Raw genomic sequence first — 20,672 nt, forward strand, 5'->3', positions numbered from 1 at the left:
CCCGTCGATCCAAGCGAAGTGGGCGGTGCCCTGAGCAGCGGGGGCTCTGGGGCCGCCCGCTGGTCCCGTTTACCGCAGCAGCAGGTCCGCCAGAGCGAAGGCGAACAGCGCCACGGCGACGAAGCCGTTCGCGGTGAAGAAGGCGCGGTTGACCTTGGAGAGGTCGTTCGGCTTCACCACGCTGTGCTCGTAGGCCAGCGCGACGGCGACGACGGCGAGGCCGATCCAGTAGAGGAGTCCGAAGCCGGTGAGCGCGCCGAACCAGGCGAAGGACGCCCAGGCGAGCACGTGGGTCACGGTCGAGGCGTGCAGTGAGGCTTTCACGCCCCACCGGGCCGGGGTCGAGCGGACGCCGATCTCGCGGTCGATCTCGATGTCCTGGCAGGCGTAGATGAGGTCGAACCCGCCGATCCAGAGGCCGACGGCCGCACCGAGGACGATCGCCGGGCCCGAGCCCTCGAAGGATCCCGTCACCGCGAGCCAGGCGCCGACCGGGGCGACCATCTGGGCCAGGCCGAGGATCGCGTGGGGGTAGTTCGTGAAGCGCTTCGCATACGGGTAGACGATGAGCGGGGCGACCGCGAGGGGGCTCAGCATGAGGCACAACGGGTTGAGCAGGCCGGCCGAGACGAGCAGGGCCACCAGGCTCACCGCGCAGCCGATGTACGCGACCTTCAGGCTGACCTTGCCCGTGACCAGTTCCCGCTTCGCGGTCCTGGGGTTCTGGGCGTCGATCTTCCTGTCGATGATCCGGTTGGCGGCCATGGCGAGTGTCCTCGCGCTGACCATCGCCACGGTCACCAGCACCAGGACCCGCCAGCTGAAGGCGTCTTCGAGCGTCATCACGGTGAGCGTCGACAGGTACGCGAAGGGCAGCGCGAACACCGAGTGCTCGAAGGCCACCAGCTTCAGGAAGTCCTTGACGTGGTTGGGGCGGGGGAGTGTCTCAGTCAAGTCCGTACTCTTTCCAGCGGCGGTCCACGGTCGCCTTGACCGCCGAGCTCATGTGCATCGCCTCGGGCCAGCCGCGCATATAGCCCTCCTCGGGCCACTTCGCGGTCGCGTCGATCCCGGCCTTGCCGCCCCAGAACTGGTGGTAGGAGGCGTGGTCGAGGTGGTCCACGGGGCCCTCGGTGAGCAGCAGGTCCCGCGAGTAGTCCACATTGCCCAGTGCGCGCCAGGCCACCTCGCGGTAGTCGTGCACGTCGCAGTCGGCGTCCACCACCACGATGAGCTTCGTGTGGCTCATCTGCTGGAGGCCCCAGATCGCGCTCATGACCTTCTGCGCCTGCTTCGGGTACTTCTTGTCGATCGAGACGATCACGCAGTTGTGGAACACGCCCGCGGCGGGCATGTCGTAGTCGATGATCTCGGGAACCATGATCTTGATGAGCGGCAGGAAGATCCGCTCGGTCGCCTTGCCCAGGCCGTGGTCCTCCTGGGGCGGGGCCGAGGTGACGATGGTGTGGTAGATCGGGTTCTGGCGCATGGTCATCGCCTCGATGCGCATCACCGGGAACGGCTCCACGGGCGTGTAGAACCCGGTGTGGTCGCCGAACGGCCCCTCGGGGAGGCGCTCGCCCGGTTCGGCCCAGCCTTCGAGGATGATCTGCGAGGAGGCCGGGACCTGGAGGGGCACCGTGAGGCAGTCGACCATCTCGACGCGCTCGCCGCGCAGGAACCCCGCGAACAGGTATTCGTCGATGTCCGGCGGGAGCGGGGCGGTGGCGGCGTAGGCCATCACCGGGTCGGGGCCGATCGCGATCGCCACCGGGAGCCGTTCGCCGCGCTTCTCGGCCTCGGCGTAGTGCGAGGTCGAGTTCTTGTGGATCTGCCAGTGGAGGCCGATCGAGCGCTCGTCGTGCTGCTGGAGGCGGTAGAGCCCGACGTTGCGCTTGCCGGTCTCGGGGTGCTTGGTGTGGGTGAGCCCGAAGTTGTGGAAGATCCCGCCGTCGCCGGGCCACACCTGGAGGCCCGGGAGCATGTTGAGGTCGACGTCGTCGCCGGTGAAGACCACTTCTTGGCACGGGGCCTTGCGGATCTTCTTGGGCGGCACGGATTTGAGCTGCATGAGCTTGCCGAGGCCGTCGCGGATGCCGGCCCAGCCGACGGGCAGCTCGGGCCTGGCGAGCTCGCCGATCCGCTCGCCGATCTCGTTGAGCGAATCGACGCCGAGGGCCTTGGCCATGCGCGCCTCGGTGCCGAACAGGTTGATCGCGAGGGGCATCGTGCTCCCGGCGGGGTTCTCGAAGAGCAGCGCGGGCCCGTCCTCGCGGATCACGCGCTGCGTGATCTCGGAGATCTCCAGGTGCGGGTCGGCTTCGGCCTTGACCCGCTTGAGGTCGCCGTCCGCTTCGAGGGCGGCCAGGAACGCCTGCAGGTCGTCGTACGGGAACTTGGGTGCCACGAAGCCATTCAACCACTCGGCCGCGGTCACATTTGCGGGCTCTACTTCGTCTACCTCTTGAAGCGGCTTGCGCCTGTGACATGTATTACGATACGGTACCGTATCGTTTCGGAAAGGCGTAGGATCGAGACGACACCACGATAGGCCCGGGGTACGACAACCCCGGGAATCGAACACCCACGCGCCCCGGGCCGAAGCTCCGCCCGCCGCGCTCCAGCCGCGGTCGGCGCCGCGGCCCCACATCACCGCGATGCCTTGTCTGATGCACTCCACAGAAACGGAAACCCTGTGAGCGACACCCGTTCCGAACCAGCCCCTCAGGCGGCTCCAGAAGACGAAGGCCACCCGCGCCGGTGGGCCATCCTCAGCGTCCTGGTCGTCAGCCTCATCGTCGTCGTCCTCGACAACACCGTCCTGAACGTCGCCATGAAGACCCTCGCGCAACCCGACCCCGTCGGCGTCGGCGCCAGCCAGAGCGACCTCGCCTGGATGATCAACTCCTACACCCTGGTCTTCGCCGGCATGCTCTTCGCCTTCGGCGTCATCGGCGACCGCGTCGGCCGCAAGAAGATGCTCCTCGGCGGCCTCGTCGTCTTCGGCGTCGCCTCGCTGCTCTCCGCCTACGCCGGCAGCCCTGACCAGCTCATCTGGTACCGCGCCCTCATGGGCTTCGGCGCCGCCATGATGATGCCCTCCACCCTCTCCATGCTCCGGAACCTCTTCCCGGCCAAGGAATTCCCCAAGGCCCTCGGCATCTGGACCGGCGCGGTCGGCATCGGCGGCGCCATCGGCCCGATCGTCGGCGGCGCGCTCCTGGAGCGCTTCTGGTGGGGCTCGGTCTTCCTCATCAACGTCCCGATCGTCATCTTCGGCATCGTCGCGCTCATGATCATGGCCCCCGAGTCGACCGGCTTCAAGGCCAAGCCCGACCTCGTCGGCATGGCCCTCTCCGTCATCGGCCTCGTCAGCCTCACCTACGGCATCATCGAAGCCGGCGACCAGGGCTCCTGGGCCAGCGCCGAAGTCTGGGGCACCTTCGCCTTCGGCGTGCTCGTCCTGATCGGCTTCGTCCTGTGGGAGCGGAGCATCCCGCACGCCTCGCTCGACATGAAGCTGTTCAAGAACTCCCGCTTCTCGGCCTCCTCGGCCATCATCGTGCTCACCTTCTTCGGCATGATGGGCCTGTTCTTCTTCATGACGTTCTACATCCAGATCGTCCGCGGCTACTCGCCGCTGGAGACCGGCCTGCTGTTCCTGCCGATGGGCGCCGCGATGCTCGTCTTCGCCCCGATGTCGAACATGTTCGTGCAGCGCTTCGGCGCCAAGATCGTCGGCTCCGTCGCGATGCTGCTGGTCATCACCAACTTCGCGATCTCGGCCTTCGTCCTGGACCTCAACAGCTCCGTGTGGCTGCTCATCCTCCAGTTCACGATCACCGGCATCGGCATGTCCAACCTCATGCCCCCGGCCATGAACACCCTCATGTCCTCCGTCCCGAAGGAGAAGGCCGGCGTCGGCTCGGCCCTGGCCAACACCCTGCGGCAGGTCGGCGGCGCCCTCGGCGTCGCGGTCCTCGGCACCGTCATGGCCCAGGCCTACCGCGCCGAGATCAGCGACACGGCCCCGCAGCTGCCCGACGCGGCCCGCGAATCCATCGCGACCACGTACGGCGCGGTCGAGACCGGCGCGGTCCCGGCCGAAGGCGCACCGCAGGTCCTGGACGCGGCCAACACCTCGTTCCTCGACGCGCTGCACACCACGGCGTTCGCCGCGATCGGCGTGGCCCTCGTCGGCCTCATCATCATCGCCCTGTTCTTCCCCGGCAAGCAGCGCCGCGAGACCGCCGCCCCGGAGCGGGCCGCCGAGCCCGCCCTGATCGAGGCCTGAGGGAGAATCGAGCCATGCCTCCCGAACTCAGCGAGACGCCGACCGTCCCGGGCCGTGCCGTCGAAGACGACACCGCCCAGAACACCACCGCCGCGGCGCCGGCCCCCGCCAAGGGCCGGCCCCGCAGCGAGGCGGTCAGCCAGTCGATCCTCGAAGCCACCCTGGATCTCATCGCCGAGCACGGGAACATCACCGACGTCAGCGTGGAAGGGGTCGCGGAGCTCTCCGGAGTCTCCAAGGCCTCCATCTACCGGCGCTGGGCCTCCAAAGGGGAGCTCATCGCCGCGGCCATGGAGAGCCTCAAGGCCCCCCTCCCCACGCAGATGCCGCGCACCTCGCTGCGTGACGACCTCATCCACCTGGGCAACAGCATGGTCCGGACCTTCGGGCCCCGGGACGTGAAGGTCGTCAAGTGCATGATGCTCGCCATCAACGACCCCGAGTACCAGCACCACCACAAGCGCCTCGTCGAGCACCGGCGCAAGTTCGTGCGCGACACCTTCGCGTACTGGATCGAACGCGGCGAGCTCCGCCCCGACCTCGACCTGAAACTCGCCGTGGCCATGTTCATCAGCCCCCTGCTGACGATCTACGTCTACGGCCAGTACGCCGACGTCCAGCAGCCCGACACCGTCGAACGCTTCGTCGACAGCCTGATCGGCGGGCTCGGTACGGCGCTCGCCCGATAGTCCACAAGGAAACGCGACGCGGCCTTCACGATCAATGATCGTGAAGGCCGCGTCGTCTTGCACGCCAGATGAAGACCGGGCCCCGCCGTCCCGCGGGGCCCGGTCACCGGAAGGAACCGAGAATCTGGTCTGGGGAAGGGCCCGGCTCACCGCCTCCCGGAGAGCCGGGCCTGTTCGTCGGCCGCCTTAGTTGACCGGCGGGTAGGCGTTCTCGAGGAGCTCCTGGAACTGCTCAGAGGACCAGTGGCCCGAGAGCGGCATGTTGTCGCGAGCACCCGAAGGGTTGTTGCCGTTGCGGATGTTGCCCTGGTAGTCCGGGTCGCACATCTCGTCGAAGCCCTTGCCCTCATCGTTGTCGATGAGCTGCGAGGCGCCGTCGGACTCGCCCGGGGGCTTGATCCACACGTAGGCGTCGATCCAGGCCTCGGGGTCGGCCTGCGGCCGCTCGCCGAGACCGGCACCGGCCTGGTTGCACCAGTTGCCCTTCTGGAAGCGCTGGTCGATCCTGGAGTCGTCCACGAAGGTGACCGGGTCGGTCGAGGTCGACGCGGCGGTGGGCCGGTAGTCCCCGCCCCAGCCGTTGCGGCTGGTGTCGATCAGCATGCCGATGTCGGAGTTGAACCCGTTCTCGATCAGTTCCTGGCGGAAGGCCTCAGTGAAGTCCTTCTCGTTGTTGAAGTCATTCCAGTCGACCCACTTGACGTTCGGGTTCTGGTTGATGGCCTGGCCGCCGACGACCTGGTCGACCGCCCAGTAGGGCTCCTCCAGCGCCGAGTAGTTCGCGGTGTTGGAGATGAAGCCGTGGACGTCGTCCGCGGTCATCCCGTTCTCGCCGATGAGCGAGCCGAACAGCGCCGCCGAGGCGTTGAAGTTGTCGTACTGCGGGTTGGTGTCGGCCCAGCCGATCCATCCGTGGTGACCGGCGTCGATGTAGTTGTACGTGTTCGACAGAGCGCCGAGCTCGGCCGTCGCGTACGAGATGCCGTCGATGTAGTTGCCGTTGTTCTTCATCGTGTCGCAGTTGGCGGTCGCAGTCGCCCTCGGCGTCACGTTGGTGACCAGGTTCGGCAGGGAGTCGATCTCGATGACGTTGACGATCTTGAGGTCGGCGTACTTGGCCATCCCCTGGATCTCGACAATCGGGTCGATGTAGTCGCTCTTGTACTTGGCGATCTCGCCCGCGGCCAGCTCGCCGTTGGAGGCGAGGGCGGCGCAGTCGCGGCCCGGGAGGTTGTAGATGACGATCTGGATCACGTCGGCGCCCTGCGCGAGGGCCTCGTCGAGGTGGTCTTCCAGGCCCATCGTGCCGGTGGTCGGGGAGTCGTTGCCGTAGATTGCGCTGGTGCGGTCGAGCCACACGCCCGTGGGCTGGTCGGCGATCGCGTCGCCGCCCGGCTCGGCCGCGGCGCGGGCGGACCACTGCGGGTTCACGTAGACCTGGGAGCCGGTGTACGGGTTGTCGACCTTGTCGCCGCCGCCCGGGTTGCCGGTCGGGTCATCGGTGGGGTCGTCAGTGGGGTCGTCGGAGGTGGGGGGTTCGGTCGGTCCGTTGCAGACGTCGCCGTTCACCGTGAACTGGCCCGGAGTCGCAGAGGACCCGTTCCCGATGAAGCCGAAGACCTCGCGGCTCTGGCCGGAGGCGATGGTGGCGTTCCATCCGACGTCGCCGCCGGTGAAGCCGGTGCCGCTCTGGCTCCAGTCGACGTTCCACGCGCTGGAGACGGTGGTGCCGGTGGGGAAGTTCCACTTCACCTCCCAGCCGTTGATGGGTTCGTCGGCGGTGATCACGACATTGGCCTGGAAGCCGCCGCCCCACGTGCTGACGATGTTGTAGTCGACTTCGCAGCCTTCTTCGGCGAGTGCCTGGTTCGCCGAAGCGAAGGTCAGACCCGTCGCTGCCAGCGCGCCGACGGCGACGCTGGTGAGCGCGAGTCTCCTTCTTCTTCGAGTTACTTGCATGTGTCGATGTCCTTCGGGGTCAAAGGCCGCCTGAAGCGGCCCGGAACGGGTGACCATCGAGGGAAGCGCTCCCAAGATGTGCATTGATAATCTCCGATATATTGATGGACTGTCAAGAGGTCGGCCAGGATATTTCCCGCCTGAACGCGTTTTGGCCAACGCTTTCGAAGGCCGGCGATCGATCGGCAAGCGCTTGAATCAGTGAAAACGCTCCCGCGGCAACCGGAAGGTCCACTTAGAAAAACTTCCGGGCGCGCGACGGCGGGGCCGCGCATCGCGCGGCCCCGCCGTCTTCAGTCGGGCGAAGTGCCGGTTCGCCCTCTGCCTGCCCCGATCTCGCTCAGCGGGGGGCCGCCTGCGGCGGCCAGCGCCTCGGCGCCGTGCTTTTGGTTCGCCGAGCTGCCTTGGGCCGCTAGCTCAGCGGCGGGTAGGCGTTCGCCAGCAGCTCGGCGAACTGGTCCGATGACCAGTGGCCCGAGAGCGGCATCTCGCCGCGGGCCCCGCTCATGTTGTTGCCGTTGCGGATGTTCCCCTCGTACGCGGGGTCGCACATCTCGTCGAAGCCCTTGCCCTCGTCGTTGTCGATGGGCTCGGAAGCGCCGTCCGACTCCCCCGGGGGCTTGATCCACACGTAGGCGTCGATGCCCGCCTCCGGAGCGACCTGCGGCCGCTCGCCCAGGCCCGCGCCGGCCTGGTTGCACCAGTTGCCCTTGTTGAAGCGCTGGTCGATGCGCGATTCGTCCACGAAGGTCACCGGGTCGGTCGAGGTCGACGGGCCGGCGGGCCGATCGGGTCCGCCCCAGCCGTTGCGGCTGGTGTCGATCAGCATGCCGATGTCCTCGTTGAAGCCGTTGGTCACCAGCTCATCGCGGAAGGACGTGGAGAAGTCGATCTCACCGTTGTAGGCGTTCCAGTCGACCCACTTGACGTCGCCGTTCTGGTTGATCGGCTTGCCGCCGACGACCTGGTCGACCTCCCAGTGCGGCTCCTCCAGCGGCGAGTAGTTCGCGGTGTTGGTGATGAAGCCGTGCACGTGCTCGGCGGTCATGCCGTTCATGCCGATGAGCGAGCCGAACATCGCGGCGGACGCGTGGAAGTTGTCGTACTGCGGGTCGTCGTTCGTCCAGCCGATCCAGCCGTGGTGGCCGGAGTCCAGGTAGTTGTAGGTGTTCGGCAGCGCGCCGAGCTCGGCCGTCGCGTACGAGATTCCGTCCTGGTAGTTCCCGTTCGCCTTCATCGCGTCGCAGTTCGGGGTCGCGGTGGCCCGCGGCGAGACGTTCGTGACGAGGTTCGGCAGCGAGTCGATCTCGATGACGTTGATGATCCGGATGCCGGCGTAGGCCGGGTCGCTCTGGATCTCCACGATCGGGTCGATGTACTCGGTCTTGTAGCGGTCGATCGCGTCGGCCGGGAGCTCGCCGTTGGAGGCGAGCGCGGCGCAGTCGCGGCCGGGCAGGTTGTAGATGACGAACTGGATGGCGTCGGCGCCCTGCGCCAGTGCCTCGTCCAGGTGGTCGCGCACGCCCATGCCGCCGGTGGTGGGGGAGTCGTTGCCCTCGATGGCGCTGATGCGGTCGAGCCACACGCCCGTGGGCTGGTCGGCGATGGCCTCGCCGCCGGGTTCGGCCGCGGCCTGCTCGGACCACTGCGGGTTGACGTAGACCTGCGCGCCCTCGTAGGGGTTGTCGACCTTCGCCTGGGTGATGCCGGCGTCGGAGTCCGCGGGTTGCTCCTCGGCTCCGGCGTTGGTCAGCGCCACGGTGCTGACCGTGGCCGCCGCGAGTGTCGCCGCGGCCAGCGCCCCTAGGCGCTGTTTCCTTCGACTGAGTGTCATGTGCCTTCCCTCGATAGTCGGGCTTGACGTCTTCGGGGGCGGCTCCGTGGATACCGGGTTGACACGGAAGCGCTCCCAAACTTTCATATCGAAGTGTGCCTATGTCTCACTGGGATGTCAAGGGCCTTGATCCCGGAGAATCCAGAAAATTCCCATTGGTGGCATGTATGACGACTCAGGGTATTGATCCGACTTCAAAAAGTGAACAAATGCCCTTAATGGAACAAATCATCTCCACTTTGGAATGAAAGCTGTCTGGGACGGCGAAACGCCCGCGCCGCCGCCTGCTGTGCAGACGACGGCGCGGGCGTCGTTCGAATCCGCTCCGCCTTAGGGCCAGGCCCTAGCCGATGCGGGCGCGTCGGCCCCGGACATGCGAAAAGCCGGTACCGGGCGCGTCCTTCCTCGGCCGTGTGCGGACGTGGGGCGCTGCGCGGGACCGGCTTGTGCCGGACGGTCGTTCAGTTCGCGGATTCGCGGTGGATCGCCGATCTGCGATCGGCTTCGCGGGCGCTGTGGCGGCCGCGCTTGTTACGGCTGCGTGGCCCCGGACTCGAAGGTGGCCTGTGCTCCGGCGTCGCCCTCGAGCAGCGCGCGCACTTCCGACTCGCGGAACCGACGGTGACCGCCCGGTGTGCGTATACTCCCGATCCGGCCCGCCGCGGCCCAGCGCGTCACGGTCTTCGGATCGACGCGGAACAGCGAGGCCACTTCGCCAGGTGTCAGTAGGCGGTCCTCGGTCTCCATGATTTCTTCCTCCCCGTGATGAAGACTCACTTCGTGCGTTAAACCCATTACACCACTATTCAGTCAAACCTGCCATGAGTTCTTGGACATACTTTCGGCTGGTAGGTTTTGCCTGAAAGTACCACGCGTATGTCAACGACGCTCTGAGCTGAATCTGACGCTCTAGGAGTTCGCGGGTATGAGGTAGGCACAGGGCGCAAGTGGCAACTCTGGTTATCCTCGACAAGTGGACGAGATCGACCAGACCATCGTGAACCTGTTGCGCGCCGACGGGCGCACCTCCTACGCCGAACTGGCGCGGCGGGTCGGTCTCACCGCGCCCTCCGTGCAGGACCGCGTCACCAAACTGGAGAAGAACGGCGTCATCACCGGCTACAAGGCGGTGGTCGACTCCGAGGTCATCGGGCTCGGCATCACCGCGCTCATCGGCATCATCCCCGACAACGCGGCCGACCATCGGGATATCTGCGAACGCCTTCGCGCCATTAACGAGATCGAATCGTGCTATTTCCTCGCGGGCGTCGAGTGCTATCAGCTCAAGGTGCGCGTGCCCAAAATGGGTGATCTCGAACGGCTGATCCACCGCGTCGGCGCGATTCCCGGTGTGGCGCAGACCCGCACGACCATCACGCTGTCGACCAAGTGGGAGGACCGGCCGCAGCCCGTCCCCTTCGAACAGGCGGACTGAATGCAGTCGATCGACCGCTCCCGGAATCGGCTCTGGACCAACTGGGCGATCACCACAGTGGAGGCTGACGCGAACCGCTCGGCCGACACCCACCTGCTCGTGTTCCCGCTGCCGCCGGCCTGGGGCGTCGACCTCTACCTCAAGGACGAGTCGACCCACCCGACCGGCTCGCTCAAGCACCGCCTCGCCCGCTCGCTGTTCCTGTACGCGATCTGCAACGGCTGGATCGACGAGGGCACTCCCGTCATCGAGGCCTCCAGCGGCTCGACCGCCGTGAGCGAGGCATATTTCGCGCGGATGCTCGGGCTGCCGTTCACGGCCGTGATGCCCGAGTCGACCAGCCGCTCCAAGATCGCGGCCATCGAGTCCTACGGCGGCAAGGCGCACCTGGTGCGCGAGGCGGGCGCGGTGTGCGCCGAGGCCGAGCGGCTCGCCGCCGAGACCGGCGGGCACTTCATGGACCAGTTCACCTACGCCGAGCGGGCCACCGACTGGCGCGGGAACAACAACATCGCCGAGAGCGTGTTCGAGCAGATGAGCCTCGAGCGCCACCCCGTGCCGGCCTGGATCGTCGTCGGCGCGGGCACCGGCGGCACCTCGGCGACCATCGGCCGCTACGTGCGCTACCGCAAGTACGCGACGAACCTGTGCGTGGTCGACCCCGAGCACTCGGCGTTCTTCGACGGCTGGCGCGAGGGCGACCCCGAGGCATCCAGCGAGCGCGGCTCGCGGATCGAGGGCATCGGGCGGCCGCGGGTCGAGCCCTCGTTCATCCCCGACCTCGTCGACCGCATGGTGAAAGTGGACGACGCCGAGTCGATCGCGTGCCTGCGCTGGGCCTCCGAGCGGCTGGGACGGCGCCTGGGCGGCTCGACCGGCACCAATCTCGTTGCGGCGCTGTCGATCATCAACGAGATGCGCGAGGCCGGGCGCCTCGGCAGCATCGTGACGCTGCTGTGCGACTCGGGGCGGCGGTACGGGAACACGTACTTCGACGACGACTGGGTGGCCGACCAGGGCATCGACCTGGAAGCGGCGGCCGAGCGACTTGCACCACTCCTCCCCGACTGAACACCCGGAATTGTCGTACCCGCGCGGAAGGATCGCACCTACCGTTCCCCGGGTGGGTGGGGGCTCGGGATGGTATCTGCCTGCGGCGCGCGGCATTCGGGACTTGTGCGAACGCTTGCCCGGGGTTACGATGCTCCGAAACACATCGAAATGTATGACTATGTAAAACCTTTGGCGCTCCCGGCACCGCTCGAGGTCCTTCATGGAGGCCCGTGACCTGCGACGTTTGAATCGTTTCAGTCTGCCTGGTACCGCCGAAGACCCGGTCTCCCCTCACACGGGGCCGCGGCGCCCGCGCCGCGGCCCCCACCTTCGAAGGAGCGAACATGACACGACCACCGGATCACCCGAATCCCTTCGGTGCCAAGCTTTCCCGCCGATCCCTCGGCATCTTCGCCGGGCTCGGCGCCGGCGCCGCCGCGGGCGGGCTCCTCGGTGCGGGCGCCGCGAGCGCGGCCTTCACCCCGGGCACCTGGTACCACCTCCAGTCCCGCTACTCCGGCCTCGTCCTGGAGATCGACGGGTCCTCGACCGCCAACGGCGCCAAGCTGGTGCAGCGCAACCGCACCTATGCGACCAACCAGCAGTTCCGCTTCGTCTCCGTCGGCAGCGGCTACTACCGCATCGAGGCCCGGCACTCCGGCCTCTCCCTCGACGTCTACGCCAAGTCCACCGCCAACGGCGCCGACATCGTCCAGTGGACGGCCAACACCGGCAACAACCAGCAGTGGCAGATCATCGACGACGGCACCTGGCTGCGCTTCGTCAACCGCAACTCCGGCAAGGCCCTCGATGTCTGGGAGTGGGCCATCGCCCAGGGCTCGCGCGTCTCCCAGTACGACAACGGCGGCGGCATCAACCAGCAGTGGAAGCTCATCCCGGCCGGCGCCGCGCCCGCCGCGCAGGCCACGACGATCTACATCGCCTCGGACTCCACGGCCCAGAACTACAACTCCTCGGCCTACCCGATGACCGGCTGGGGCCAGAAGCTCGGCGGTTGGATGGACGCCAACACGACCATCGCCAACCACGCCATCGGCGGGCGCTCCTCGCGCTCGTTCATCGAGCAGGGCCGCCTCACCACGATCCTCAACGCGATCAAGCCGGGCGACTACCTGTACGTCCAGTTCGGGCACAACGACGCGAGCACGAACAACCCGGACCGCTACACCTCGCCGGCGGACTACAAGATGTACCTGCGGGACCACTATATGAAGGGCGCGACCGACCGCGGCGCGATCCCGGTGCTCCTCACCCCGGTGAACCGCCTGGACTACAACACCTCGAACGGTCAGTTCAACGAGTCCTTCGCGACCTACGCCGACAAGGTCCACGAGCTGGTCAGCGAGACCGGCGTGTCCCTGATCGACCTCGGCGCCCGCTCGCGCGGCTACCTCAACGCGATCGGGCCCGACCGGGCCCGCGAGGAAGTGTTCATGCACCTCGCCGTGGGGGAGTACCCGAACTACCCCAACGGCCTGGCCGACTCGACCCACTTCCAGGAGAACGGCGCGAACCAGATGGCCCGCCTCGTCTCCGAGGGCACGAAGGCGCTGAACAAGCCGATCTCGGCGCACGTCCGCTAGTCGAACATCCCTTTTGGGCCGAATGCCGGTCCGCTGCGCAGTACCTCCTGCGGGAGCGGACCGGCATCGTCATTCATGGATATCGACATGTATTGACTTTCGAGAATCCACTCGGTACCGTCCCCTTGGTAGTAAACGCTTGCCCGGCAAACGGTCCTTTCTTTGAAACGATTCACTCTCGTTTGTCCGACAAGCACCCTCCTCTCACTACGGAAGTGACCATGAGGCCCACACCTCCTCCCCCGGCCTCCCGGTGGCGCCGCACCCTAGCGGTGCTGGCGGCCGGGACCACCGCGCTCGCGGGCGTCCTCTCCGCGGGCGCCCCAGCACAAGCCCAGGACGACGGGATCACCGTCTACCTCGCCTCGGACTCCACCGTCCAGACCTACGACCCCTACTGGGAGCCGCAGGCCGGGTGGGGCCAGGTGATCGACCGCTACTTCGACGAGAACGTCACCATCGCCAACCGCGCGATCGGCGGGCGTTCCTCGCGCTCGTTCATCGAGCAGGGCCGCCTCGACGCGATCCTGAACGAGATCCAGCCGGGCGACTACCTGTTCGTCCAGTTCGGGCACAACGACGCCACCGCCTCGGTCCCCGAGCGGTACACCTCGCCCGACGACTACAAGATGTACCTGCGGGACCACTACGTCGCGGGCGCGATCGAGAAGGGCGCCATCCCGGTCCTCGTCACCCCCGTCTCGCGTCGCAGCTTCAACGCCGAGACCGGCGAGTTCAACGTGTCCTTCGGCGACTACGTGAACAAGGTCTACGAGCTCCACGAGGAGACCGGCGTCGCGATGGTCGACCTCTCGGCCTCCTCGCGCGCCTACCTCAACGAGATCGGTCCTGAGGAAGCGAAGTCGGTGTTCCTGCACGTCCCGGCCGGGGTCTACCCGAACCGGCCCAACGGCACCACCGACGACACGCACTTCCAGGAGTACGGCGCCATCCAGATGGCCCGCCTGGTCGCCGAAGAGACCGCCACGCTCGGACTTCCCTTGTCCGAGCATGTGGTCGACGTCGCGCCTCCGGCCAATGCGCCGGCCGCGCCGACCGGCCTCACCGCCGCCACCGTGGCGAACGCGAGCGTGACACTCAACTGGGACACCGCCGAGGACGCCGACATCTACCGTGTCTACGTGCGCGAACCCGGTGGTGAATGGCGCCTCGGCTCCACCGCCACCGTCGGCGTCGGCCGCGTCTCCGGCCTCAAGGAGGACACCGCCTACGAGTTCGTCGTCGCGGGCGTCAACGGCAAGGGCGAAGGCGAGAAGTCCGCGCCGCTGACGGTCACGACCGCCACCGCCGGCTTCAAGTACGACTTCGGCCCGGCCTCGCAGACCGTGGCCCCCGGCTACACCGAGGTCAACCGCGGCACCGCCTACACCGCCGAGCGCGGCTACGGCTTCACCACCGACATGACCAGCGCGATCGACCGCGACCGCGGCGTCACCACAGACCCGCTCGGCAGCGACTTCGTGGCCTGGTTCGGCGGCACCTACGACTTCGCCGTCGACGTCGCCGACGGCCTCTACACCGCGCGCGTCATCACCGGCGACTACGTGGGTTCGGCCCGCGCGAACGTGAAGTTCGAAGGCGTCGACTACGGAGCGGCCAACGCCGCCTCGAGAGCGATCCTCACCAAGGACTTCGAGGGCATCACCGTCGAAGACGGCCAGCTCAACGTCACCATCTCGGGCCAGACCGGGCACCTGAACGGCCTGGAGCTCACCCGCATCGGGGACGTCCCCGGCGGCGGCGACGAGGGCCCCGACGTGCCGTGCGCCGACTGCGCCGAGCAGGTCGAGAGCCTCGACCGAGCGCCGGTAGCGGTGAGCACGGACGACGGGAACTTCCTGAGCTGGCGCAGCCTCGCGCTGGACCCGGAAGGCCTGGCGTTCAACGTCTACCGCGACGGCCGGCTCATCACGCCCGAGCCCACGCAGCTCACGAACCTCACCGACCAGGGCGGCACCGCGAACGCGACCTATTGGGTCGCAACGGTGTCCGAAGGGGTCGAGACCGGGTACACGAAGGCCTTCGAGGTCTGGGACGAGCAGTACATCGACATCGACATGGAGCGCCCCGAAGGCGGCACGACGCCCGACGGCGTGACTTACACGTACGCGCCGAACGACGCCACTGTGGCGGACCTGAACGGCGACGGCGCCCTGGAGATCGTCCAGAAATGGGATCCGTCGAACTCCAAGGACAACTCCAAGAACGGCTACACCGGGAACGTCTACGTCGACGCGTACACGCTCAGCGGTGAACGCCTCTGGCGCATCGACCTCGGGAAGAACATCCGGGCCGGGGCGCACTACACCCAGCTGGTCGCCTACGACCTCGACTCCGACGGCAAAGCCGAAGTGGCGCTCAAGACCGCCGACGGCACCGTCGACGGCGAAGGCACCGTGATCGGCGACGCCGACGCGGACTGGCGCGGCACCGACGGCCGCATCCTGCAGGGCCCGGAGTTCCTGACGATCTTCAACGGCCAGACCGGCGCCGCCATGGAGACCGCGGACTTCACCCCGGCGCGAGGCGACATCTGCTCGTGGGGCGACTGCTACGGCAACCGCGGCGACCGCCTCATGGCCGCGGTGGCCTATCTGGACGGCGTCCACCCGTCGCTCATCACCAACCGCGGCATCTACGCGAAGACCGAGATCACCGCGTGGAACTGGGACGGCGACAACCTGCCGCAGGCGTGGAGCTTCACCTCCGACCGCTGGGGCGGGAAGTACGCCGGACAGGGCAACCACCAGATGTCCATCGCCGACGTCGACGATGACGGTCGCGACGAGATCGTGTTCGGCGCCATGACGGTCAACGACGACGGGACGCCGCTGTACTCGACGGGCCTCGGCCACGGCGACGCGCTGCACGTCTCGGACCTCGACCCGTCCAACGAGGGCCTGGAGATCTTCAGCCCGTTCGAGTGCATGAGCTGCTCGGGCAACAAGGCCGCGGCGTTCCGCGACGCCGACACCGCCGAAGTGCTGTGGTCCGTCCCGGGCACCCGCGACACCGGCCGCGGCGCGTGCGGCGACATCGACCCGAACTACGCGGGCGCCGAATGCTGGGCCGTGAGCACCACGGGCGCTTGGAACTCGCGCGAAGGCGCGCTCCACGCCGCCGACGGCACGCTCATCGGCAACACGATCCCGTCCGCGAACTCGATGATCTGGTGGGACGGCGACCTCGGCCGCGAGATCTTCGACCACGAGTTCAACGAACCCGACTACGTGCCGATCTACCCGTACATCGCCGACTGGGACTACGAGACCGGCACGCAGGAGGAGATCTTCACTCCCGAAGGGGTGGACACGAACAACGGCACCAAGGGCAACGCGGTGCTCACCGGCGACCTGCTCGGGGACTGGCGCGAGGAGGTGATCCTGCGCAAGGAGTCGAACGACGGCGTGCGCCTGTTCACCACCACCCACGCCACGGACTACGCGCTGCCGACGCTGATGAACGACCCGCAGTACCGCCTCGCCGTCTCCTGGCAGAACGTCTCGTACAACCAGCCGCCGTGGCCGAGCTTCTTCCTCGGCTACGACATGGAGGCCCCCGTCTGGGAGACGGTCACGTACGGCCCGGCGCGCGACGGCGCCGCCGCACCGTACGCGGCGGCGTCCTGCGAGGTCGACTACGAGGTCGTCTCCGACTGGGGCGACGGCTTCGTCGTCCAGGTCAAGGTCGCCAACACCGGTGACGCCGCGATCGAGGAGTGGGACCTGGTGTGGAAGTCCGGCGGCGTCGAAACGGTCGAATACGACTGGGGCGGCACGATCGCGATCGACGGCGACGCCATGGTCGCCGACCCGGCCTTCTGGAACTTCCCCCTGAAACCGGGCCACATCAAGCAGATCGGCTTCCAAGGCACCGGCGACCCCGGCGACCCCGGCATGTTCCTCATGAACGGCCAGGTCTGCGCCACCGCGTGAAACGCAACTGAATGAAGGACGGCCCGAGCGCACTGCGCTCGGGCCGTCATTGCTCCGATTCGGGGTTGTGGAGCCTGCCGGGCTCATACGGGATGGCGGTGCGCTGGAAGAGGTCGATGGCCTTGCCGCGCAGCGAGGTCGCAGTCCACGCGGCGGCGATCAGCAGCATCACGTTGAACAGGTAGAGGAACACCAGGAGGCCGACCGCGGTCGTCACCGCCTGGTAGGCGGGCCGGTCGGAGACGTGCAGGACGTAGATGCGGCCCACGGTCTTCAAGAGCTCCATACCGATCGAGACGGCCACGGACGCCCACACGACCCGGCGCAGCGGCATCACCACCCGCGGCAGGGCCTGGAGCAGGACCATCGCCAGCAGCGCGTTGGCGATGAGACCCACGAGGACCGAGACGGCCCGGACCACCAGCGCCAGGTTCCCGGTGGCGTCGTCGAGGTCGAGCCGCGCGAGCGCCCATTCGGCCCCGGCGGTCGCGCCGATGGTGATGAGCAGCAGGATCGAGACGCCGAAGAGGATCCCGAGGTCGATGGCCCACCGCAGGAACGGGTTGCCGGGCTGGGCGTCGAGGCTCCAGATCGTGCGGATCGCCGCGCGCACCGACTGGACCCAGGCGACCCCGGCCACGAGCAGGGCGACGGCCGCGAAGATCGTCACGGACTTGCGGGAGCTCTCGAGGACCCCGATGTCGATCACCGGCAGGTTGGTCTCCAGCCATGACTCGACCGATGCGTAGACCGAGGGCAGGTCGAGCAGGTATCCGAAGATCGCCAAGGCCAGCAGCGACATCGAGAACGCCGCGAAGAACGCGTAGTAGGAGATCGCGGCGGCCAGCTGGCCGCCGTGGACCTCGCCGTACCGCTCGCCCGCGCGCCAGGTGTGGTCCACCAGATTGGACCGTTTACGAGCCCCGAGGAGCACGCGGTCCCACCAGGCCCCCAAGTCAGGGAACTTCACGAGCTGATTCTGCCAGTGCCGCCACGGATCCGGAGGCCCGACGCGTCAGGCGCCGCGGATGACCCAGGCGTCGGGGTCTTCGAGGAGTTTCGTGACCGAGGTGGGGAGGTCGTCGTTGGCGACCGCGGCGAGGGACACCGATTCGAGGATGTTGCGCTCGGAGACGCGCAGCGCGATCCACACGTTCGTCAATGCGGTCGCGGTGCCGGAGTAGGGGACCTGCTCGGGGCGTTCGCCGCGGACGCCCACGAGGGGGCCGTCGACCGCGCGGATGACGTCGGCGAGGCTGATCTTGTCGCCCGGCCGGGCCAGCTGGTGGCCGCCCTCGGAGCCGCGCTTGGACGTGGCGATGCCGCCGCGCCGCAGCTGGAGCAGGATCGATTCGAGGAACTTGCGGGGAATCCCCTGGTCTTCGGCGATCTGCTCGGCGGAGACCCATCGCTCGCCGTATCCGGCGAGGGCCACGGCGGCCCGCAGTGCGTAGTCGACGCGGGCGGACAGGCGCATGGGTACTCCTTCGTTCTCAGAGACGAGCGGCAATACCGACTCTATCTCCCGGAACTGCTTTTCCAAGCGGCTCACGGGCGGTCTGTGAGGCGGCCGGGTCCCGCGGGGGTCGGTCAGTCGTCGATGAGCAGGCGCAGATACGCGGCGGTCTCGGCCGCTGCGAGGTCGGCGTCCCCGGCGATGATCGCCTCGATCGCGCGCGAGTGGTCTATGTGCGGTTCCTCGGCGAGGTTCGGGCCGAGCCCGGCCCGCACGGTCTCGCGCAGCGATTCGGCCAGCTCGGAGTACAGCTCGGCGAGGAGTTTGTTGTGGCTGGCTTCGGCCACGGCCTGGTGGAGGGCGATGTCGGCCGCCACGAACGACTCGGTGTCGTTGACCTCGTGGGTCGCCTCGCGCTCGGACAGCAGGATGCGCAGGCGGGTGATGTCGGCTTCGTCGCGGCGGTGCGCGGCGAGGCGGGCGGCCTCGACCTCGAGGCCGCGGCGGACCTCCATCGCGTCCGAGGCGGGGCTGGCGGCGATGCGGCGGCGCACGGCCGCGGTCACTTCGCTGCGTCCGACGACGAACGTGCCGGCGCCTTGGCGGATCTCCAGGAGCCCGGCGTGGGCGAGGGCCCGGACGCCTTCGCGGATGGTGTTGCGGCCGACGCCGAGGAGCTCTGCCAGTTCGCTCTCGGTCGGGATGCGCGCGCCCAAGCCCCACTCGCCGTCGCTGATCTGCTGGCGCAGTTGCTCGATCACCTGATCGACGAGGGCGGACTTGCGTGTCGACTGCAATGCCACTGGCGGACCTGACCTCTCCGGAGCGTCCATGGCTTGCGGGGGCCCGCCATGGGTGCGTGTTTCCCAACACTAGAAGGATTAAAGCAGACGGCCGTCGCGATACCGTTGACAGGCTGTTAATTCATCCTACGAATTGACTCCATCTTATCCCGGCTGCTCAGAGCGAACCACTGCGCGCAGTCAACAGTTGGACAACGGTTACCGCACCCCCACCGGACCCCGCCCGCCTCCCGTCCCCGGAAGGAGCCGTCCGCGTGACGACGACCGACACCGAGCACCCCGCCCCCACCCCGCACGCCGAGATCGCCGACCCGCAGCTCCCGCCCAAGAGCGCGGTCATTGCCGCAGGCTGGATGCTCATCGCCGGAGTCGTCCTCGCCGCCTTCAACTTCCGCACCGCCGTCACCAGCGTCGGCGCGATCCTCGCCGAACTGCGCATCGGCCTCGGCATGTCGGAGACCGTGGCCGGACTCCTCACCACCCTCCCGGTCCTCGCCTTCGCCGGCCTCGGCGCCCTCGCCCCGCGCCTCGCCCGCCGCTACGGCCCCCGCGCCCTCCTCACCGGGGCGCTCCTGGTCATGAGCGTCGGCATGATCGCCCGCGCCTGGGCCCCCGACGCCGCGCTCTTCCTGCTCTTCAGCCTCCTGGCGCTCGCCGCCGGAGCGGTCGGCAACGTCGCGGTCCCCGTGATCGTCAAGCGCTACTTCCCGAACCGCATCGGTCTCATGACCACCGCGTATTCGACGACGCTCGCGGTCGGCACCGCCGTCGCCGCCGCGGCCACCGCCCCGATCGACCGCCTCACCGGCGACTGGCGCATCGCGCTGGCCGTCTGGGCGCTCCCGGCGCTCATCGCGATCGTCCCGTGGCTCCTGTGGCGCCCCGCCGCCGCGGCGGTCGGGTCCGCGCCGATCGGCCGCCTCAGCGGCGTCCGCCGTTCGCGCCTGGCCTGGATGATGCTGCTGGTCTTCGGCTGCCAGTCGGCCATCGCCTACATCCTGATGGGCTGGAGCACCACGATCCTCATGGCCGACGGGATGGGCGCGGCCGCCGCCGGTTCCATGCTCGGCCTGCTCACGGTCGTGCAGATCCCGGTCTCGGTGGTCGTCCCGATGCTCACCGTCCGCTGGGGCCCGCGCCCGGTCTTCCTCATCCTCATGGCCTGCTACCCGCCCGCGATCGCCGGACTCTGGATCGCCGGCGGCGGCGCCCTGACCTGGCTGTGGATGGCGCTGTTCGGCATCGGCACCTCGGTGTTCCCGCTGGTGCTGACCCTCTTCGGGCTCCGGGCCCGCACTCCGGCCGGGACGAGCGCGCTGTCCTCGTTCGCCCAGTCCGGCGGCTACCTCATCGCCGGGGTCGGGCCGCTCGCGGTCGGCTGGGTCTACGGCCTCACCGGCTCGTGGTCGGTCCCGTTCGGTTTCGTCGCCGCGCTGACGGTTGTGCTGTTCTGCGCCGGTCTGTATGTCATCCGCGAGCGCTTCATCGAAGACGAGCTCGCTCCCATTCGCTGAATAGGGGACGAAACCGCTGAAACGGGCTCCCCCGCAAGGCAGGCCGAACCTTCCTCGTGACACGATAGTGCTGTA

Annotated in this window: 15 protein-coding genes; 7 read left to right on the forward strand and 8 right to left on the reverse strand. The window is 67.9% G+C overall.

Going from position 1 to position 20,672, the window contains the following annotated elements; genetic code table 11:
• Positions 1 to 69: 69 nt before the first annotated feature.
• Both mqnP and ACFO8M_RS08035 read right to left on the reverse strand, forming a co-directional pair.
• Positions 70 to 954, reverse strand: a complete 885-nt coding sequence (mqnP, locus tag ACFO8M_RS08030; protein ID WP_387973006.1) for a menaquinone biosynthesis prenyltransferase MqnP — start codon at positions 952 to 954, stop codon at positions 70 to 72.
• Positions 947 to 2,407 carry a menaquinone biosynthesis decarboxylase gene (locus tag ACFO8M_RS08035; protein ID WP_387973009.1) on the reverse strand — a complete coding sequence of 487 codons (1,461 nt, stop codon included), beginning with the start codon at positions 2,405 to 2,407 and terminating at the stop codon, positions 947 to 949. Before ACFO8M_RS08035 ends, mqnP begins: the two co-directional genes overlap by 8 nt.
• Before the next feature lie 288 nt (positions 2,408 to 2,695).
• Between ACFO8M_RS08035 and ACFO8M_RS08040 the strand changes: the two genes are divergently transcribed.
• On the forward strand, positions 2,696 to 4,294 hold the full coding sequence (locus ACFO8M_RS08040; RefSeq protein ID WP_387973012.1) for an MFS transporter: 1,599 nt from the start codon (positions 2,696 to 2,698) through the stop codon (positions 4,292 to 4,294).
• Between the two features lie 14 nt (positions 4,295 to 4,308).
• Positions 4,309 to 4,983, forward strand: a complete 675-nt coding sequence (locus ACFO8M_RS08045; RefSeq protein WP_387973015.1) for a TetR/AcrR family transcriptional regulator — start codon at positions 4,309 to 4,311, stop codon at positions 4,981 to 4,983.
• Positions 4,984 to 5,169: 186 nt separating this feature from the next.
• On the opposite strand, the gene ACFO8M_RS08050 is transcribed toward ACFO8M_RS08045, so the two are convergent.
• From ACFO8M_RS08050 to ACFO8M_RS08060, 3 genes are all read right to left on the reverse strand, one after another.
• Positions 5,170 to 6,942, reverse strand: coding sequence for a glycoside hydrolase family 6 protein (locus ACFO8M_RS08050; protein WP_387973018.1), 1,773 nt, complete (start codon positions 6,940 to 6,942; stop codon positions 5,170 to 5,172).
• Positions 6,943 to 7,354: 412 nt separating this feature from the next.
• Positions 7,355 to 8,776: a glycoside hydrolase family 6 protein gene (locus ACFO8M_RS08055; RefSeq protein WP_387973021.1), complete on the reverse strand. Its 1,422-nt coding sequence runs from the start codon at positions 8,774 to 8,776 to the stop codon at positions 7,355 to 7,357.
• Positions 8,777 to 9,307: 531 nt separating this feature from the next.
• Positions 9,308 to 9,523: a BldC family transcriptional regulator gene (locus ACFO8M_RS08060; RefSeq protein WP_387973024.1), complete on the reverse strand. Its 216-nt coding sequence runs from the start codon at positions 9,521 to 9,523 to the stop codon at positions 9,308 to 9,310.
• 226 nt (positions 9,524 to 9,749) lie between these two features.
• On the opposite strand from ACFO8M_RS08060, the gene ACFO8M_RS08065 reads away from it, so the two are divergent.
• The 4 genes from ACFO8M_RS08065 to ACFO8M_RS08080 all read left to right on the forward strand — a co-directional run bounded on the left by ACFO8M_RS08065 (position 9,750) and on the right by ACFO8M_RS08080 (position 16,824).
• Positions 9,750 to 10,211, forward strand: coding sequence for an Lrp/AsnC family transcriptional regulator (locus ACFO8M_RS08065; RefSeq protein ID WP_387973026.1), 462 nt, complete (start codon positions 9,750 to 9,752; stop codon positions 10,209 to 10,211).
• Complete coding sequence (locus tag ACFO8M_RS08070; RefSeq protein ID WP_387973029.1) at positions 10,212 to 11,282, forward strand: PLP-dependent cysteine synthase family protein; 1,071 nt, start codon at positions 10,212 to 10,214, stop codon at positions 11,280 to 11,282.
• A gap of 326 nt (positions 11,283 to 11,608) precedes the next feature.
• Positions 11,609 to 12,868: an RICIN domain-containing protein gene (locus ACFO8M_RS08075; RefSeq protein WP_387973032.1), complete on the forward strand. Its 1,260-nt coding sequence runs from the start codon at positions 11,609 to 11,611 to the stop codon at positions 12,866 to 12,868.
• A gap of 221 nt (positions 12,869 to 13,089) precedes the next feature.
• Positions 13,090 to 16,824: a rhamnogalacturonan lyase family protein gene (locus ACFO8M_RS08080; protein WP_387973035.1), complete on the forward strand. Its 3,735-nt coding sequence runs from the start codon at positions 13,090 to 13,092 to the stop codon at positions 16,822 to 16,824.
• A gap of 46 nt (positions 16,825 to 16,870) precedes the next feature.
• Here the strand turns inward: ACFO8M_RS08080 and ACFO8M_RS08085 are convergent, their stop codons facing one another.
• The 3 genes from ACFO8M_RS08085 to ACFO8M_RS08095 all read right to left on the reverse strand — a co-directional run bounded on the left by ACFO8M_RS08085 (position 16,871) and on the right by ACFO8M_RS08095 (position 19,083).
• On the reverse strand, positions 16,871 to 17,794 hold the full coding sequence (locus ACFO8M_RS08085) for a YihY/virulence factor BrkB family protein (protein WP_387973038.1): 924 nt from the start codon (positions 17,792 to 17,794) through the stop codon (positions 16,871 to 16,873).
• 45 nt (positions 17,795 to 17,839) lie between these two features.
• Positions 17,840 to 18,301, reverse strand: coding sequence for an RrF2 family transcriptional regulator (locus ACFO8M_RS08090; protein WP_387973041.1), 462 nt, complete (start codon positions 18,299 to 18,301; stop codon positions 17,840 to 17,842).
• 113 nt (positions 18,302 to 18,414) lie between these two features.
• Complete coding sequence (locus ACFO8M_RS08095) at positions 18,415 to 19,083, reverse strand: FadR/GntR family transcriptional regulator (RefSeq protein WP_387973044.1); 669 nt, start codon at positions 19,081 to 19,083, stop codon at positions 18,415 to 18,417.
• Positions 19,084 to 19,337: 254 nt separating this feature from the next.
• Between ACFO8M_RS08095 and ACFO8M_RS08100 the strand changes: the two genes are divergently transcribed.
• Entirely contained in the window at positions 19,338 to 20,597 is a 1,260-nt protein-coding gene (locus ACFO8M_RS08100; protein ID WP_387973047.1) for an MFS transporter, read from the forward strand.
• Positions 20,598 to 20,672: the final 75 nt, after the last annotated feature.

The organism is Glycomyces rhizosphaerae, from assembly GCF_042647865.1.
Classification (GTDB): domain Bacteria; phylum Actinomycetota; class Actinomycetes; order Mycobacteriales; family Micromonosporaceae; genus Glycomyces; species Glycomyces rhizosphaerae.

Excerpts from the sequence above, each read along its gene's own strand:
- ACFO8M_RS08080 (WP_387973035.1), top strand. The coding sequence starts at position 13,090 with ATGAGGCCCACACCTCCTCCCCCGGCCTCCCGGTGGCGCCGCACCCTA.
- ACFO8M_RS08055 (WP_387973021.1), bottom strand. The coding sequence starts at position 8,776 with ATGACACTCAGTCGAAGGAAACAGCGCCTAGGGGCGCTGGCCGCGGCG.
- ACFO8M_RS08050 (WP_387973018.1), bottom strand. The coding sequence starts at position 6,942 with ATGCAAGTAACTCGAAGAAGAAGGAGACTCGCGCTCACCAGCGTCGCC.
- ACFO8M_RS08070 (WP_387973029.1), top strand. The coding sequence starts at position 10,212 with ATGCAGTCGATCGACCGCTCCCGGAATCGGCTCTGGACCAACTGGGCG.
- ACFO8M_RS08060 (WP_387973024.1), bottom strand. The coding sequence starts at position 9,523 with ATGGAGACCGAGGACCGCCTACTGACACCTGGCGAAGTGGCCTCGCTG.
- ACFO8M_RS08075 (WP_387973032.1), top strand. The coding sequence starts at position 11,609 with ATGACACGACCACCGGATCACCCGAATCCCTTCGGTGCCAAGCTTTCC.
- ACFO8M_RS08045 (WP_387973015.1), top strand. The coding sequence starts at position 4,309 with ATGCCTCCCGAACTCAGCGAGACGCCGACCGTCCCGGGCCGTGCCGTC.
- ACFO8M_RS08090 (WP_387973041.1), bottom strand. The coding sequence starts at position 18,301 with ATGCGCCTGTCCGCCCGCGTCGACTACGCACTGCGGGCCGCCGTGGCC.